Source organism: Luteimicrobium sp. DT211 (assembly GCF_049844995.1).
Classification (GTDB): Bacteria; Actinomycetota; Actinomycetes; order Actinomycetales; family Cellulomonadaceae; genus Luteimicrobium.
Genome location: NZ_JBNCMC010000004.1, coordinates 220,667 through 237,261 on the forward strand (window position 1 = coordinate 220,667; position 16,595 = coordinate 237,261).

General features: G+C 72.6%; 14 protein-coding genes. 12 read left to right on the forward strand and 2 right to left on the reverse strand.

The genetic code is table 11. The annotated features are described in order from the left end of the window. Window positions 1–30: 30 nt before the first annotated feature. From ACLQ14_RS12000 to ACLQ14_RS12010, 3 genes are read left to right on the forward strand one after another with little or no spacing between them, the layout of a single operon-like run. Complete coding sequence (locus ACLQ14_RS12000; protein WP_425813245.1) at window positions 31–981, forward strand: carbohydrate ABC transporter permease; 951 nt, start codon at window positions 31–33, stop codon at window positions 979–981. Further along, complete coding sequence (locus ACLQ14_RS12005; protein WP_425813247.1) at window positions 981–1,904, forward strand: carbohydrate ABC transporter permease; 924 nt, start codon at window positions 981–983, stop codon at window positions 1,902–1,904. Before ACLQ14_RS12000 ends, ACLQ14_RS12005 begins: the two co-directional genes overlap by 1 nt. Before the next feature lie 57 nt (window positions 1,905–1,961). After that, entirely contained in the window at window positions 1,962–3,482 is a 1,521-nt protein-coding gene (locus ACLQ14_RS12010; protein ID WP_425813249.1) for an alpha-N-arabinofuranosidase, read from the forward strand. Between the two features lie 83 nt (window positions 3,483–3,565). On the opposite strand, the gene ACLQ14_RS12015 is transcribed toward ACLQ14_RS12010, so the two are convergent. Then, entirely contained in the window at window positions 3,566–4,684 is a 1,119-nt protein-coding gene (locus ACLQ14_RS12015) for a substrate-binding domain-containing protein (protein ID WP_425813251.1), read from the reverse strand. Continuing rightward, window positions 4,681–6,624 (reverse strand): heparinase II/III domain-containing protein, encoded by a 1,944-nt coding sequence (locus ACLQ14_RS12020; RefSeq protein ID WP_425813253.1) that lies wholly within the window; start codon window positions 6,622–6,624, stop codon window positions 4,681–4,683. The genes ACLQ14_RS12015 and ACLQ14_RS12020 overlap by 4 nt, the downstream gene beginning before the upstream one ends. 151 nt (window positions 6,625–6,775) lie before the next feature. Between ACLQ14_RS12020 and ACLQ14_RS12025 the strand changes: the two genes are divergently transcribed. The 9 genes from ACLQ14_RS12025 to kduD all read left to right on the forward strand — a co-directional run bounded on the left by ACLQ14_RS12025 (window position 6,776) and on the right by kduD (window position 16,534). Beyond that, on the forward strand, window positions 6,776–8,806 hold the full coding sequence (locus ACLQ14_RS12025) for a DUF2264 domain-containing protein (protein WP_425813255.1): 2,031 nt from the start codon (window positions 6,776–6,778) through the stop codon (window positions 8,804–8,806). A gap of 46 nt (window positions 8,807–8,852) precedes the next feature. Beyond that, complete coding sequence (locus tag ACLQ14_RS12030) at window positions 8,853–10,157, forward strand: extracellular solute-binding protein (RefSeq protein WP_425813257.1); 1,305 nt, start codon at window positions 8,853–8,855, stop codon at window positions 10,155–10,157. Between the two features lie 87 nt (window positions 10,158–10,244). After that, a complete protein-coding gene (locus ACLQ14_RS12035) occupies window positions 10,245–11,159 on the forward strand; it encodes a carbohydrate ABC transporter permease (RefSeq protein ID WP_425813259.1) in 915 nt (304 codons plus the stop codon). Further along, window positions 11,159–12,052, forward strand: coding sequence for a carbohydrate ABC transporter permease (locus ACLQ14_RS12040; protein ID WP_425813261.1), 894 nt, complete (start codon window positions 11,159–11,161; stop codon window positions 12,050–12,052). The genes ACLQ14_RS12035 and ACLQ14_RS12040 overlap by 1 nt, the downstream gene beginning before the upstream one ends. 4 nt (window positions 12,053–12,056) lie before the next feature. Next, on the forward strand, window positions 12,057–12,752 hold the full coding sequence (locus ACLQ14_RS12045; RefSeq protein WP_425813262.1) for a ferredoxin-NADPH reductase: 696 nt from the start codon (window positions 12,057–12,059) through the stop codon (window positions 12,750–12,752). A gap of 47 nt (window positions 12,753–12,799) precedes the next feature. Beyond that, complete coding sequence (locus tag ACLQ14_RS12050; RefSeq protein ID WP_425813264.1) at window positions 12,800–13,996, forward strand: glycoside hydrolase family 88 protein; 1,197 nt, start codon at window positions 12,800–12,802, stop codon at window positions 13,994–13,996. A 6-nt stretch (window positions 13,997–14,002) separates the two neighbouring features. Next, complete coding sequence (locus ACLQ14_RS12055) at window positions 14,003–14,911, forward strand: fumarylacetoacetate hydrolase family protein (protein ID WP_425813266.1); 909 nt, start codon at window positions 14,003–14,005, stop codon at window positions 14,909–14,911. A gap of 23 nt (window positions 14,912–14,934) precedes the next feature. Continuing rightward, window positions 14,935–15,759 (forward strand): 5-deoxy-glucuronate isomerase, encoded by an 825-nt coding sequence (iolB, locus tag ACLQ14_RS12060; protein ID WP_425813268.1) that lies wholly within the window; start codon window positions 14,935–14,937, stop codon window positions 15,757–15,759. 10 nt (window positions 15,760–15,769) lie between these two features. Next, window positions 15,770–16,534, forward strand: coding sequence for a 2-dehydro-3-deoxy-D-gluconate 5-dehydrogenase KduD (gene kduD, locus ACLQ14_RS12065; protein ID WP_425813270.1), 765 nt, complete (start codon window positions 15,770–15,772; stop codon window positions 16,532–16,534). The last annotated feature ends 61 nt before the right edge of the window (window positions 16,535–16,595 follow it).

The window sequence follows — 16,595 nt, forward strand, 5'->3', positions numbered from 1 at the left end:
GCGGGCCCCTGGCCCCGACAGGAGATCACCATGACCGTGACCATGAGCTCGCGCGCCGAGACGCGGCAGCGCACCTCGACAAGGCCCAAGGCCAACCTGATGGACCTGCGCCGACAGCGCTGGGGCTGGCTCTTCGTCGCCCCCTTCCTGATCGTCTTCGTCCTCTTCCTGTTCGTCCCGCTCGTCTACGCGTTCTGGATGAGCCTGCACAACAAGGGGCTCGCGACCGGGGGCAAGACCCTGTTCGTCGGGCTGGACAACTACACCAAGGCGTTCACCGACCCCGAGTTCCTCCACGGGCTCCTCCGGGTCCTGGCGTTCGTGATCGTGATGGTGCCGATCCAGATCGGGATCGCGCTGCTCCTCGCGCTCGTCCTCGACACGTTGGCGTCGCGCGTCGCGCGGGTCTCGCGGCTCGCGATCTTCGTGCCGTACGCCGTGCCGGCCATGATCGGCGCCCTCATGTGGGGCTTCCTGTACAGCCCGCAGTTCGGGCCCGCGCAGGACCTCTTCGGGCTGTTCGGCCTGACGGCCCCCGACTTCCTGTCGTCGAACCTGATCTTCGCCAGCCTGGTGAACGTCGTGACGTGGCAGTGGGTCGGCTACTACATGGTGATCATCTACTCGGCGCTCCGCGCGGTCGACCCCGCCCTCTACGAGGCCGCGACGATCGACGGGGCGACGCCCTGGCAGACCGCGCTGCGGATCAAGGTGCCCATGGTCGTGTCGTCGCTCGTGATGATCACGATCTTCTGCCTGATCGGCACCCTCCAGTTCTTCACCGAGCCCACGATCTTGCGCGGCGTCGCGCAGGGGGCGATCTCGGCGTCGTACACCCCGAACATGTACGCCTACGCGCTGGCCTTCTCCTACAACCAGTTCAACTACGCGTCGGCGATCGCCTTCGCGCTGGGCATCGTCGTCTTCATCGGGTCGTACCTGTTCCTCTTCCTCACCCGCAAGCAGAACGGACTGAAGTGATGGCAGTCAGCACTCTCCCCGCGGCGGTCGCCCGGCCCGGGACGCGCGACGCGCGGAAGGGTCGGCGCAGCTTCACCCAGCGCGTGCGTCCCGGCTCGCACCTCCTTCTGATCGTGTTCGCGCTCTACTTCCTCATCCCCCTGTGGTGGCTGATCGTCGCGTCGACCAAGTCGAACAGCGGCCTGTTCACCGGGTCCGGCGGCCCGCTGTGGTTCAACAGCGACTTCCACTTCGTCGACAACGTCAAGGGCCTGTTCTCGCACGACGGCGGCATCTACTGGACGTGGTTCCGCAACTCCGTCATCTACGCCGTCGCCGGCGGGGTCGGGGCCACCGTGATCTCGCTGCTCGCCGGGTACGGGTTCGCGCAGTACCGCTTCCGGGGCCGCCGGTTCCTCTTCTCGGTCCTGCTGGGGTCGCTCATGATCCCCGGGACGGCGCTCGTCATCCCGACGTTCGTGCTCCTGTCCGACCTCAACCTGGTCGACACGATGTGGGCCATCATCCTGCCCTCGCTGCTCAGCCCCATCGGCGTCTACCTCATCCGCGTGTACGCGCAGGACGCCCTCCCGCAGGAGACCATCGACGCCGCGCGCGTCGACGGCGCCGGCGAGCTGCGGACCTTCTTCCGGATCGCCCTGCCGCTCCTGCGCCCCGCCGTCGTCACGGTCCTGCTGCTGTCGACCGTCGCGACGTGGAACAACTTCTTCCTCCCGCTCGCGATGCTGCGCAGCCCGAAGCTCCTGCCCGTCACGGTCGGCCTCGGCAACTGGCAGTCCCTGTCCATGGCCGGCGCCGGGAACGAGCAGGCCTGGAACCTCATCGTGACCGGCGCGCTCCTGTCGATCATCCCGCTCGTCGTCGCGTTCCTCGCGCTCCAGCGGTACTGGCAGAGCGGCCTCGCCCTCGGCAGCGTCAAGTAGCGCGCGCCGCACCCCGAACCCTGCTCCCACGCAGCACCACCTTCCGGAGACACACCCATGCACCACGCCACCGTCACGCTCGACCCCGCGTTCGTCGTCGGGCCCGTCCGCCCGCGGACGTTCGGCTCGTTCGTCGAGCACCTCGGCCGCTGCGTCTACACCGGGATCCACGAGCCCGGGCACCCCACCGCCGACGCCGACGGCTTCCGCGGCGACGTCCTGGGGCTCACCCGCGAGCTCGGGGTCACGACCGTGCGATATCCCGGCGGGAACTTCGTCTCGGGCTACCGCTGGGAGGACGGCATCGGGCCGGTCGAGCAGCGCCCCACGCGGCTCGACCTCGCTTGGCACTCGAGCGACCCCAACACCGTGGGCGTCGACGAGTTCATGCGGTGGGCACGTGCGGCCGGCGTCGAGCCGATGATGGCCGTGAACCTCGGGACGCGCGGGGTGCAGGAGGCGCTCGACCTGCTCGAGTACTGCAACGTCCCCGGCGGGTCGTCCTGGTCGGACCAGCGCCGCGCCAACGGCGCCGAGGACCCGTACCGCGTGAAGATGTGGTGCCTCGGGAACGAGATGGACGGCCCGTGGCAGATCGGCCACAAGACGGCGCACGAGTATGGGCGGCTGGCCGCCGAGACCGCGCGCGCCATGCGGATGATGGACCCCGACCTCGAGCTCGTCGTCTGCGGCTCGTCGGGTTCCGGGATGCCGACGTTCGGCGAGTGGGAGCGCACCGTCCTCACCGAGACGTACGAGCACGTCGACTACGTGTCGGCGCACGCGTACTACTGGGAGGAGAACGGCGACCTCGCGTCGTTCCTCGCGTCGTCCGTGGACATGGACCACTTCGTCGACGCCGTGTCGGCGACTGCGGACCAGGTCCGGGCCGCCGGCAAGCACGAGAAGAGGATCCACATCTCGTTCGACGAGTGGAACGTCTGGTACCAGAACGCCGAGCCGTCCGCGCCGCCGAAGGGCGACGACTGGCCCGTCGCGCCCGTCCTGCTCGAGGACCGGTACGACGTCGCCGACGCCGTGGTCGTGGGTAGCCTGCTGATCTCGCTGCTGCGGCACACCGACCGCGTGCACGCCGCGTCGCTCGCGCAGCTCGTCAACGTGATCGCGCCGATCATGACGGAGCCCGGCGGCCCCGCGTGGAAGCAGACGATCTTCCACCCGTTCGCGCTCACCGCCGCGCACGCGAAGGGCGAGGTGCTGCGGGCCGTCGTCGGCTCGCCCACGACGCCGACGGCGAAGTTCGGCGACGTGCCCGTGGTCGACACCGTCGCCACGCACGACCCGGAGACGGGCGAGATCGTCCTGTTCGTCGTCAACCGGTCCGTCGACGCCCCCGTGCACCTCGAGATCGACGCGCGGGCGTTCGCCGTCGGGTCGGTCACCGAGGCGCTGACCCTCGCCAACCCCGACGTCCACTGGCGCGCGACCGTCGAGGACGACTCCTCGGTCGGCCCCGTGGCGAACACGTCGCTCAAGGTCGCCGACGGGCGCGTGGAGGGCGAGCTGCCGCCCGTGTCGTGGACCGTCGTCCGGCTCGGGCGGGACGCGGGCGCCTGAGCGCACGGCTCGACGGAGGAGGGGCACCGCGGACCACAAGGTCCGCGGTGCCCCTCCGTCGTTCAGCTGCGGAGGGCGTGCGGTCAGGCCGACGCCGGTGCGGCGGTCGACTTCCTGACGCGCAGGGACGGGCTGATCACGACCCGGTGGGCGGGCCGGTCCGGGTCGGCGAGCCGGGCCGCCGCGAGCTCGACGGCCGCCCGCCCGATCGACCGACGAGGCGGGCGCACCGCCGTCAGGGGCGGGCTGAACAGGCCCGCCGCCTCGTCGTCGTAGGCGACGACGGACAGGTCGCCAGGGACGGTGAGGCCGCGGTCCTCCCAGCGCTGGACGAGCGCCATCGCCTCGGGGTCGGCGTGCACGAGCAGCGCGGTGGTCCGGGTCTCCAGGCAGCGGTCGAGGATGGCGTCGAGCTCGGCGTCCCACGCGGCGGCGCGCGAGTCGGGGACGGCGGCGTCGACGGTGGACGTCACGTCCAGGCCCGACTCGGACATGGCCTCGAGCCAGCCGCGGTGCACGTGCGGCGCGGTGGGGCTCTGGCGGGCGACGACGACGCCGATGCGCTCGTGGCCGAGGTCCGCGAGGTGACGCACGGCCATGCCGGCCCCGAGCGCGTGGTCGGTCACGACGGACTCCATGGCCGCGTGGTACGGCCCGTAGGTGGCCGTGCGCTCGACGAGCACCGTGGGCAGCCCCGTCTCGTGCAGCCACTCGGCCGTCGCGGCAGCCGCCGGCACGTCGGCGCGCGGTGCGATCACGAGCGCGTCGACGCCCTGCCGCTCGACGAGCCGCCGCAGCTGCGGGCGCTCGTCGGCGGCCTCGTAGGACGAGCCCCGGAGGATCACGGTCATGTCGAGGTCCGATGCCGCCTCCTGGGCGCCCTGCACGACCTCCGGCCAGTAGTAGTCCAGGGACGGGACGAGGATGCCGAGGCGCATGCCCGACGGGAGCAGGCGGTTCGCCGCCGGGGTGGGCTGCTCCTCGTCGTCGGCGGCCGCGCCTCGCTGCAGGAGGCTGGCGCCGCCGTGCACGCGCTCGACGAGCCCCTCGTCGGCGAGCTGCGCGATGTCCCGACGGATCGTGATAGCGGAGACGCCGAGCACGTCCGTGAGGTCGGAGACGCGCACGGTGCCGTGGCGCTGGAGCTCCTCGAGGACCTGGTGGCGCCGGGTCACGGGCAGCGGGGCGCGGGAGTCGGTCATGGCTGGGTGGCCTCCTCGATCACGATGGTCACGTCGGTGCTGCGCACGTGGGACACGTCGATGGCGAGCCGGGTCAGCCGGTCGCCCCACGACTCGCTCAGCCAGGGGTCGTCGAGCGTCCACTCGTCGACGCGTACCGCCAGGTCAGGTGGCCATCTGAGGACGACCGTAGCGCCACCGGGCCCCGGCCGGACGGTCGCCGTGCCGGGCGTCGTCGTGACGTCGCCGGCGCACAGCAGGTGCAGCTCCGTGGGGGCCTCGGCGTCCCGCGGCTCGAGCTCCCACGTGTCGTTGACGGTCACGCGGCCGACCGACCGGTCGAGGCGAGCCGTCCGCCGCCAGGTCCGCAGGCCGGCGCCCGGGTAGCAGTCCGCGAGGTCGAGCGCGAGCGCGGCGGCGTCGTCGAGCGTGGCGACCACGTCGCGGGCCGCGTGCTCCGCACCCGTCGCCTGCGGGGTGCCCCGCACCTCGGGCACGTTGTGCCACGAGCTCTGCATGGCACGGATCAGGTAGCGGTCGGGCCCGAAGGTCTGGGCCGTGTACGTCGGACGGCCCGCGTCCACGACGGCGGGGACGCCGTCGACGGCGACGACGAACGAGCCGACGTCGTCGTGGTTGTGGTGCTCGCCGTTGTGCCCGCCCTTGGCGACGAGCGTCAGGCCGGCCGCGCTGCCGGCGCGCCGGCGGGCCACGAGGACCTGGGTCGAGCCGAGCCACACGTCGCGGGGGAGCGGCGGCTCCGAGGCCGCGGCGTCGCGCCACGCCGGGTCAGTGAGGGCCCGGAGGACGCGGCCGAGCCCGTGCGCGGGCGCCGTGACAGGAGCGCCCGACCGGCGGCGGGACGCGGCGAGCGCGCGGGCGTCGCCGTCGCTCACGCGCGCCGCGGCGCGGTGGAGCTCGCGCCAGGGCAGCTCGTCGCTGATCCGTGCGGGGCCGTCCGCGTGGTTGACGAACCAGTCGCCGCCGAGGTGCATTCGGTGCGGGAACGCGACGGTCTCGCGCAGGCAGGGGAGGTCGCGCGCGTCCAGGGCGCCGTCGGTCGCGTGCGCGAGCGCCTCGAGCGCCTCGAGCGCCCGGCAGGCGCCGTTCCACCAGTAGTGGAAGCCCTCGTCGATCGCGCCGTCGTCGGGCAGCGAGGCGACGTAGCGGTCGAGCCCCTCGACGACGAGGCCGACGATCGTCGCCCGCTCGTCGGGGTCGTCGACGAGCCGGAGCGCCGCGACCAGGACGTTGCCGTGGATCCATGGGTTCCAGTTGTGGACGTCGCCGTCGAGCCCGAGCCAGTGCCAGTCCCGGCGCCCGACGAACGGGTCGAGCACGCGGACCCGGCTCTCGTGCCGGATCCTCGCGCGCAGGCCAGGGACGCGCGCGTCGAGGGCCTCGCCGAGCAGGTGGTCGATCCAGGCGAGCTGCCCGACGACCTCGCCCGCGCCGAGGTCGAGGTAGGGGTCCGTGACCGTCGGCAGGACGGACCCGTGCCGGGCGCGGGTGTCGTCGTGGGCCGGCCAGCACCAGGTGCTCTGCTCGCAGAGGAGGACCACGCCGTCGGCGACCTCGTCGAGCCACGCGTCGTCGAGGGTGCGGGCCGCGAGCACGGTCGCGACGGTGAGCCGCTCCGCACGCGCGAAGACGGCAGCCTCGTACGTGACGCGGTCGCCGTCGCGGTGGTAGCGCGCGTAGTCGCGGGCGAGCGGCTGCGGCCACGGCGTGCCGGCGGTCGCGGCGCCGAGCGCTTCGACCCGGTCGAGGGTCACGGCGTCCAGGGCGCGCTCGGTCCACGCGGTGCGGTCGGTGGCGGGCGGCACGGCGAGCGCCCGAGCGGGGTCGCGCAGCGCCTCGCGGAGGCGCGCGCGGTCGGTTCCCCACCGCGTCGCCAGGGGCCCCGCGAACGACCCTCCGGCCGTGGCCGCGCGCCCCGGTGATGTGGTGTGTGCCGACACCTGGCCCCCTCGAACATCGATGTTCCTGTGTGATCGTTCGTGATCGTAACAGAGTGAAGTGGGTTGACATGCTTCGGTAGTGAGCGCCAGACTCGCCCGTGTTCACGTCGCCATCCCGGCGCCACCGCACGAGCTCGACGAGGAATTCGGTATGGACCGCAGCGCTGCGCACCACCGCGAGACACCCGCCCGGGAGCCGTCCCGCGACGCGCTCGTGGCGCTCGCGGACCGCATGCTCGTCGCCGTCCGGCCCTTCGCCTCGCCGGGCGGCGCGCTCATCACGCTCCCGGGCGCCGAGGGCGGCTACGGCCGTCGCGTCGACGGTTTCGAGGGCTTCGCGCGGACGTTCCTCCTCGCCGGGTTCCGGATCGCCGGCGCGCGGGGTGAGGGCGTCGACGAGCTCCTCGAGCGCTACGCGGCGGGCCTCGCGGCGGGGACCGACCCGGCCTCCGAGGAGCGATGGGTCCGCCTCGACGAGCACGGCCAGGCCAAGGTGGAGGCCGCGTCGATCGCCCTCGTGCTCGACCTCACGCGGCCCTGGCTGTGGGACCGTCTGCCCACCACCGTGCAGGAGCGCGTCGTGGCGTATCTCGCGGCCGCCGTCGGCGACGACACGTACCCGCGGATCAACTGGGTGTGGTTCCGCCTCGTCGTCGAGACGTTCCTCCGGTCCGTCGGCGGTCCGTGGTCCGCCGACGACATGGCCGAGGACCTCGCGACACACGACTCGTTCGTCCGGGCGGACGGCTGGCTCGCCGACGGGCAGGAGCGCGCGTTCGACCACTACACCGGCTGGGCGCTCCACCTGTACCCCGCGCTGTGGGCGCGCATGCGGGGCGCCGAGGACCTCGCGGCGCCCCGTCGCGCCCACGACGTCGCGCTCCTCGACCGCTACCTCCAGGACGCGGTCGCGCTCGTCGGGGGCGACGGGTCGCCGCTCCTCCAGGGGCGCTCGCTGATCTACCGTTTCGCCGCCGCTGCGCCGTTCTGGGTCGGCTCGATCGCCGAGGTCCCCTCGCTCGGGCCGGGGCTGCTGCGTCGCGCCGCCACCCGCGTCGTGGGGCACTTCGCGGAGCACGGGGCGCCCGACGAGCGGGGCCTCCTCACGCTCGGCTGGCACCACGAGTGGCGGCCGCTCGCCCAGTCGTACTCCGGGCCCGGGTCGCCGTACTGGGCCGCCAAGGGCCTGCTCGGCATCGCGCTCCCCGCCGACCACCCCGTCTGGACGGCGCCCGACGAGCCGCTGCCCGTCGAGCGCGGCGACGTGCTGCGGGCCGTGCGGGCGCCCGGCTGGATCGTCTCCGGCACGCGCGCCGACGGCGTCGTGCGGGTGGTCAACCACGGCACCGACCACGCGGTCGCGGACGCCGACGTCGCCGACAGCCCCCTGTACGCGCGGCTCGGGTACTCGACGGCGACGTCGCCGCTGCTCGACGACGCGGCGTGGCGCGACCCGCTCGACCAGTCGGTCGCGCTCGTCGACCCGCGGGGGCGAGCGTCGCACCGCTCGGGGATGCGCGTCCTCGCGACCCGTGCCGACGGCGACGTCGGGGTCGCGGCCTCCGTCGCGAACGCCCACTGGGTGCAGACCGCCGACGACGAGCCGGACCACGGCAGCGGGCGCGGCGGCGAGGCGACCGCGGCCGGCGTGCTCACGACGGTCTCGCTCGTGCGGGGTCCGTGGGAGCTCCGGCTCGTCCGCGTCGACCACCCGGCCGAGGCGGCCGTCTCGCTGCGCGTCGGCGGGTGGGCGGTGAGCGGCGACGGACCGGGGGAGTCGGCGCACGACGCGGGCTCGGCCCGCGCGGCGGCCGGCGGGCTCGGGTCCTCCGTCGCCGTGGTGCCCGTGGGGGCGCTCGCGCCGGCCCCGGACCCCGTCGCGACCGGCGTCGACCTGCGTGACGACGCCACCCCGCTCGGCCCGACGGCGCTCGTCCCGTGGGTCCGGCTCGCCGTCGTCGGCGGCGCGTGGCACGCCGTGCTGCTCGAGCTCGGCGGCCCCCACGCGGCCGGAGCCGCCGCCGGCGCACCCCTGACCGCTCGGCTCACGCCGGCGGGCGACGTCGTCGTCACCTGGCCCGACGGCGCCGCGACCACGACGTCCGTTCCCGAGGCGGCGTCCGTCCCGCACCACCCCTCCGACAGCACCACCCCTTCCGAGACGACCCCCGGTCCTCGGTGACCCGAACGGTCCAACGACGGACCACGACGCATCAAAGGAGCACGTGATGAAGCGTTCTGCCCTGGCTCTCCTCGGCACCGCCGTGGTGGCCTCCCTGACCCTCGCCGGCTGCGGCGGCGGTGGCTCCGGCGGCGACGAGACGCCCGACGGCCCGGTCACCCTCACGCTCGCAGGCTGGAGCCTCTCGACGACGCCCGAGTTCAAGACGCTCGCCGACGGCTTCCACAAGGTCGACCCGAACGTGACGGTCGAGCTCAAGGAGTACGACGCCACCAACTACGACACGCAGATGACGGCGGACCTCTCGGCAGGCAAGGCGCCCGACGTCTACGTCCAGAAGAACCTCAAGAACTACGCCACGTACCAGGGCGGCGGCCAGCTCCTCGACGTGTCCGACGTCGCCGCGAAGCTGGACAAGGACGCGACGGGCGGGCTCTCGGACTACGCGGTGGACGGCAAGACGTACGCGATCCCCTACCGCCAGGACTCCTGGGTCCTCTTCTACAACAAGGACCTGTTCAAGAAGGCGGGCGTCGCCGCCCCCGACGGCTCGTGGACGTGGGACGACTACGACGCGGCCGCGAAGAAGCTCACGCAGAACCTGTCGGCCAAGGACTCCAAGGCCCTCGGCACGTACCAGCACACGTGGCAGTCGACGGTCCAGGGCTTCGCGCTGGCACAGACCCAGGGCGCCGACCTGCTGAACAACGACTTCGGCTACCTCAAGCCCTACTACGAGCGTGCGCTCGGGCTCCAGGACGCGGGCGCCCAGGTCAGCCTGGGCGACGCGACGAGCAACTCGCTCACCTACCAGGCGGAGTTCGGCAAGCAGCAGGCCGCGATGATGCCGATGGGCACCTGGTACATCGCGACCCTGCTGTCCCAGCAGGGCACCGGCGACGCCGACACCTTCGACTGGGGTATCGCGCCCGCGCCGCAGGCCGACGCGAGCACGACCGGCACCGACAAGACCCCGGTCACCTTCGGCGACCCGACCGGGCTCGGGATCAACCCGAAGATCGACAAGAAGAAGGTCGCCGCCGCCAAGGAGTTCCTCGCGTACGCCGCGGGTGTCGACGGCGCGAAGTCGCTGGCCTCCATCGGCATCACGCCCGCCAACACGTCGGCTGTCGCGGACACGTTCTTCCAGCTCAAGGGCATGCCGACGGATGCCCTGTCGAAGTTCGCGTTCTCGACCCACGACACCAAGCCGGAGAACCCGGTGTCCGCCAAGACGGCCACGCTCCAGAACATCCTCAACGACCTGCACACGGCCGTGATGTCCAAGAGCACCGCCGTCGACAAGGCGATCTCGGACGCCGAGGCGCGGGCCAAGAACGAGGCCCCGTGAGCCGTCGGTGACGACGGCGCCCGGCGGGGGCGGGAACCCCCGCCCCCGCCGGGCCCACCACCGGTCCCATCGACAGGAGCACCCACCATGGCCACGACGACGCTCACCGCGGCGCGACGCCGCCCCGGCAGCAGGCTGAGGCTCCGCAACACCCTGATCGGGTGGAGCTTCATCCTGCCGAACTTCCTGGGGTTCGCCTTCCTCACGCTCATCCCCGTGGGCGCGCTGTTCTACCTCGCGTTCACCGACTGGAACGTCTTCGGGACGGCGAGCTGGACCGGGCTGACGAACGTCCGCCGGCTGATCCACGACACCAGCTTCTGGACGGCGTTCCGCAACACGCTCTACTACTCCGCGCTGCACATCCCGATCACGCTCTGCGTCTCGCTGTGCCTGGCGCTGCTGCTCAACCGGAAGCTCCGCGGCGTCACGTTCTTCCGGACGGCCGCGTTCTTCCCCTACATCACGTCGATCGTCGCGATCGCCGTCGTGTGGAACGCGCTCTTCAGCCCCAAGTACGGGCCGATCAACGAGATCCTGCGCTTCGTCGGCGTCGACAACCCGCCCGGGTGGACGTCGTCCGCGACGTGGTCGATGCCCGCCGTGATCCTGGTCGGCGTCTGGCGGGAGATGGGCTACTACATGCTCCTCCTCCTCGCCGGCCTCCAGACCATCCCGCAGCAGCTCTACGAGGCGGCGCGGATGGACGGCGCCAACGCGTGGCAGCGGTTCTGGAACGTCACCATCCCGTCGCTGCGCCCCACGATGTTCTTCGTCACCGTGATGCTGACCATCGGCAGCCTCAAGGTCTTCGACCTGATCCTCGTGATGACGAACGGCGGCCCCGGGCAGTCGACCCTCGTGCTCTCGCAGTACATCTACAAGAAGGGCTTCGAGGAGAACCAGTTCGGCTACGCCTCCACGGTCGCGATCGTCCTGTTCCTGCTGTGCGTCCTGGTCACGGTCGTGCAGTTCCTCGTCAACAAGAGGAGGGAGCGCTGATGGCCACCCTCGCCGAGGCCCGCACGCTCGAGCCCACGCTGGTGTCGCCGCCCCGGCGGCGCGGACGTCGCCCGCTGGGACGAACCGGCAAGATCGTCGGCTACGGCGTCATGGTCGTCGCCGCGGCGGCGCTGCTGCTGCCGTTCTACTGGATGGTCATGTCGTCGCTGAAGCACAACAGCGACGTGTTCACGATCCCGATCCAGTGGTTCCCCAAGTCGATCGTGTGGTCGAACTACGTCGACATCTGGTCCAAGGGCGACATGCTGACGTGGCTGAAGAACACCCTGGTGCTCTCCGTCTCCGTCACGTTCCTGCAGGTGCTCACCGGGAGCTTCGCCGCCTACGGGTTCGCCCGGATACGGTTCCCCGGGCGCGACGCTCTGTTCCTGGGGTACATCGCGACGATCGCCGTGCCGTGGCAGTCGTACATGATCCCGCAGTTCATCCTGATGTCGAAGATCCACCTCAACAACACGCTGTGGTCGATCATCGCGCTTCAGGCCTTCGGGGCCTTCGGGGTGTTCCTCATGAAGCAGTTCTTCGAGACGGTGCCCGAGGAGCTGAGCGAGGCGGCCCGCATCGACGGGCTGTCCGAGTACGGCATCTACCGGCGCATCATGCTCCCGCTGTCCGTCCCGGCGATCGCCAGCCTCACGCTGCTCACGTTCGTCAACACGTGGAACGACTACCTCGGCCCGCTGATCTACCTGCGCAGCCCGGACCTGTGGACGATCCAGATCGGCCTCAAGTCGTTCATCAGCCAGTACAACGCCGACTACGCGTGGATCATGGCGGGCTCCGTGGTCTCGGTGCTGCCCATCGCGATCATCTTCATGCTCGGCCAGCGGTACTTCGTCGAGGGCATCGCGACCACGGGTCTGAAGGGCTGACGCGATGAACTTCAAGAACTCGCTGCACGACATGCTCGGGCTCATCATGAGCACCGTCTACGCGGCGCTCGCGACCAACGTCATGCTCGTCGTCTCGTGCCTGCCCCTCGTGCTGGGGCTGCTCACCACCGACCCGTCCCGGTCGTGGCCGGCTCTCGTCGCGACCGCGCCGCTGTGCGCGCCCGCGCTGGCGGCCGCAGCCGCCGTGTTCGAGGCGTTCTCCGCCGACACGAGCACCCCGGTCGTCCGGACGTTCTGGCGCGCGTGGCGCGCGGTGCTGCCGCGGGCCGCGGCGGTCGGTGCGCTCGGCGCCGGGCTGGGCGTCGTGGCCGGGGTCGACGTCGCCGCCGCGTGGGGCAACCGCGTCGGGGCGTTCGCGATCCCCGTCCTCGTGACGCTGGTCCTGGTCGCGGTCTGCGTCACCCTGACCGCGCTCGTGGCGCTGGGCTCGGCGCCGCGGGCCCGCGTCCGCGACGTGCTCCGGGCGGCCGGCTACGCCGCCGTCCGCCGCTGGTACCTGACCGTCCTCTCGCTCTTCCTGCTCGGCCTGCTCGCCGCGGTCGTCGCGGCCAGGCCCGCACTCGGGCTCGGCCTTGCGCTCGCCCCGCTCCTGTACGTCGTCTGGGCCAACACGCGGTACGCCCTGCGTCCCGCGCTCGACCCGGCCGGCGCCGTCGGGGCGCCGAGCCCGACCGCATGAACTCGTCCGCCTCCGAGGCGTACCCCGCTCCTGAAGGGAACACCCCCGTGACTGCACCCACCACCGAGGCCGCGCTCGACCCCGACGCGCTCGACGCCGCGATCGGCGACGCCACGCGAGCCGTCGGCCGTCTGGCCGAGAAGCTCGGGGTGCGCTTTCCCGACGACACGACGACGGGGGGCCGGTACCTGCTGCGCCCGGCGCCCGACGGCCTGCCCGAGGGAAGCAACGTCGGCTGGACCACGTGCTTCGTGCCCGGCACCCAGTGGCTCTCGTACGAGGTCACGGGCGACACCACGTTCCGCACCTACGGCGAGGCCCACGTCGAGTCGTTCGTCGACCGCGTCGGGCGGGGCCTCGACCTCGAGACGCACGACCTGGGCTTCCTCTACACGCTCTCGTGCGTTGCGCCGGCCAGGCTCCTGGCGGACGAGCGCGCGCGCGACGCCGCACTCGCGGCGGCGGGCCACCTCATGGTCCGGTTCCTCGAGCCGGCCGGCATCCTCCAGGCGTGGGGCGACCTCGACGACCCGGCCCAGCGCGGCCGGACCATCATCGACAGCCTCATGAACACGCCGCTGCTGTTCTGGGCGTCGCAGGCGGGCCGGGACCCGCGCTTCGCCGACGCGGCCGCGCGGCACGTCCGCCAGCTCCGCGACCACATCCTCCGGGAGGACGACTCGACCTTCCACACCTTCTACTGGGACCCCGAGACGGGCGACGCCCTGCGCGGGGGGACGGAACAGGGCCAGGCCGACGGCTCCTGCTGGGCGCGGGGCCAGGCGTGGGGGATCCTCGGCTTCTCGCTCAACTACCGCTACCTGCGCGACCGCACGCTCCTCGACGCCGCCGAGCGTTGCGCCCGCTACTTCCTCGCGCACCTGCCGGCCGACGGCGTGCCGGTCTGGGACCTGATGTTCGGGGTGGACAGCGGCGAGCCGCGCGACAGCTCGGCCGCGGCGATCGCGGCCTGCGGGCTCGACGAGCTCGCCGGCCACCTCGAGGACGGCGGCGAGGAGGCGGCCGCGCGCGCGACGGAGCTCCGCGCCGCCGCGCGGCGCATCCTGGCGGCCCTCGTCGAGGGCTACGCGCCGGCCGACGGAGCGAGCGACGCGCTCCTCCTGCACGGCGTCTACGACCGGCCCAAGGGCGTGGGCGTCGACGAGGGCACGCTCTGGGGCGACTACTTCTACCTCGAGGCCCTGGTGCGCGCCGCGCGCCCCGAGTGGACCCCGTACTGGTAGGCCGCCGTGAGAATCGTGACGTTCCGCCGGGCCTCCGAGCCCTCCACCCGCCCCGGCCGGGCCGGGGTCCTCGTCGACGACGGCGCCCTGGTCCTCGACCTGGCGCTCGCCGACGCCGCGCTCCCGTCCGACGTGGTGGGGATCCTCGAGGGCGGCCCGGCCGCGCTCGACCGGGCACGCGCGGCCGCCGCCGAGCCCGACCCGCGCGCGCTCGTCCCGCGCGGGGAGGTCGTCCTCGACGCGCCCGTCCCGCGGCCCGGCAAGGTGCTCGGCATCGGCTACAACTACCTCGGGCACGACGGGACCCGGGGCTCCGGCGCCGCGCCGCCGGCCCGGCCCGACGTGTTCGTCAAGACGGCGAACACCGTGGTCGGTCCGGACGTCCCGGTCGTCCTGCCGCGCGAGAGCGACCAGATCGACTACGAGGGCGAGCTCGCGGTCGTGATCGGGACCCGCGCGCGGCGCGTGAGCCCCGAGCGCGCGCTCGAGCACGTCGCGGGCTACAGCATGCTCGACGACGTCAGCGCCCGCGACTGGCAGCACCGGGGCAGCCAGTGGGCGCTCGGCAAGTCGTTCGACGGGTTCGCGCCGTTCGGGCCCGCGCTCGTCACGGCGGACGAGGTCCCCGATCCGCAGGCGCTCGACCTCGAGGTCGCGGTGAACGGCGAGGTCACCGCGCGGAGCAGCACCGCCCGGATGATCCACCCGGTCGCCGCGCTGGTCGCCTACGTGAGCGAGGTCATGACGCTCGAGCCCGGCGACGTGATCGCGACGGGCACGCCCCAGAAGCTCCCTGAGGCGGAGGTCGCGCGGCGGTGGCTGGCACCCGGCGACCGCGTCGACATCACGATCGGCGGGCTCGGCACGCTCGGCACCACGTTCGTCGGCGACGACGCCCGACCCCCATCCGCGTGAAGCAGGAAAGAGGAGAAGACACGATGGACTATCGCAACCACTGCTACATCCCGGCCGAGAACGGCCGCAACGAGCTCCCGTTCAACCCGTGCGAGCTGCTCGACTTCACGTTCCTCAAGCTCGACGCCGGCCAGACCTACACCGGGTCGTCGGGCGATCGCGAGATCCTCGCGGTGATCCTGGGTGGCCGCGGGACGTTCGAGGTGGCCGGCCGGACGTTCGAGGACGTCGGCGGTCGCGCGAACGTCTTCTCCGGCAAGCCGCACTCGGTCTACGTCCCCGCGGGCGCGGCCTTCACGGTGACGGCCCTGACCCCGCTCGAGGTCGCGCTCCCGAGCGCGCCGTCCGACCTCGCCGTGGACCCCTACGTGATCGCGCCCGACCAGGTCGCGACGGGCCGCTGGGGCGCCGCGAACTTCGGCCGGAACTACCACCAGATCCTCACCGAGGTCGCCCAGCCCGAGCTCCCGGCCCGCCGGCTCATCGTGGGGGAGACGTTCACGCCGTCGGGCAACTGGAGCACGTTCCCGCCCCACCGCCACTCCTACGACAACCTGCCCACGGAGGCGGCGCACGAGGAGATGTACTACTTCCGCGTCAACCCGGGCGACGGGTTCGGGATCAGCCGGCTGTACACGGACGAGGGCTATGAGGAGAACTTCACGGTCCGCAACCACGGCATGCACATGATGCCGAAGGGCTACCACACCGGCGTCAGCGGCCCCGGCACCACGACGTACTTCCTGTGGTTCCTCGCCGGCACGCAGCGCACCCAGGCGTCGATCGAGGACCCCGCGCTCGCGTGGGTCGGACGCACCGTGCCGATGCTGCGCGACCTCGGGCACTGAGGGGCGCGCCGTGATCCTCGACCAGTTCTCCCTCGCCGGGACCGTGGCGCTCGTGACCGGCGGCTCGCGCGGGCTCGGCCAGGCGTACGCGGTCGCGCTCGCGGAGGCCGGCGCCGACGTCGCGGTGCTGGGCGTCTCCGAGCCCACCGAGACACTCGCGCGCATCACCGCGCTGGGCCGCCGCGCGCTCGACGTGCGCTGCGACCTCGGTGCAGTGGCGCCGGAGGACCTCGACGCCGTCGTGGCGCGGGTCGTCGCCGAGCTGGGCTCGCTCGACGTGCTCGTCAACAACGCCGGCATCATCCGGCGCGCACCCGCGGTCGACGTGACGCCCGACGACTGGCGTGCCGTCCTGCAGGTCAACCTGGACGCGCTGTTCCAGCTCTCGCAGTCGGCCGGGCGGGTCATGCTCACCGCGGGGCGGGGCCGGATCGTCAACGTCGCGTCGATGCTGTCGTTCCAGGGCGGCGTCAACGTCCCCGCCTACACGGCGAGCAAGCACGCCGTCGCGGGTCTCACCCAGGCTCTCGCCAACGAGTGGGCGGGGCGCGGCGTCAACGTCAACGCCGTCGCTCCCGGCTACGTCGCGACCGACAACACCGCGCCGCTGCGGGCCGACCCGGACCGCGAGCGCGCGATCGTCGAGCGCATCCCTGCGGGGCGCTGGGGCACGCCCGACGACGTCGCCGGCGCGGTCGTGTTCCTCGCGTCCGACGCCGCGCGGTACGTCCACGGGACGGTCCTCGCTGTCGACGGGGGGTGGCTCGCGCGCTGAGAGGTCCCCGGCCGGGGACGCAGGACGCAGGGGGACACGCGTCGTGGGCAGCGGCCCACGA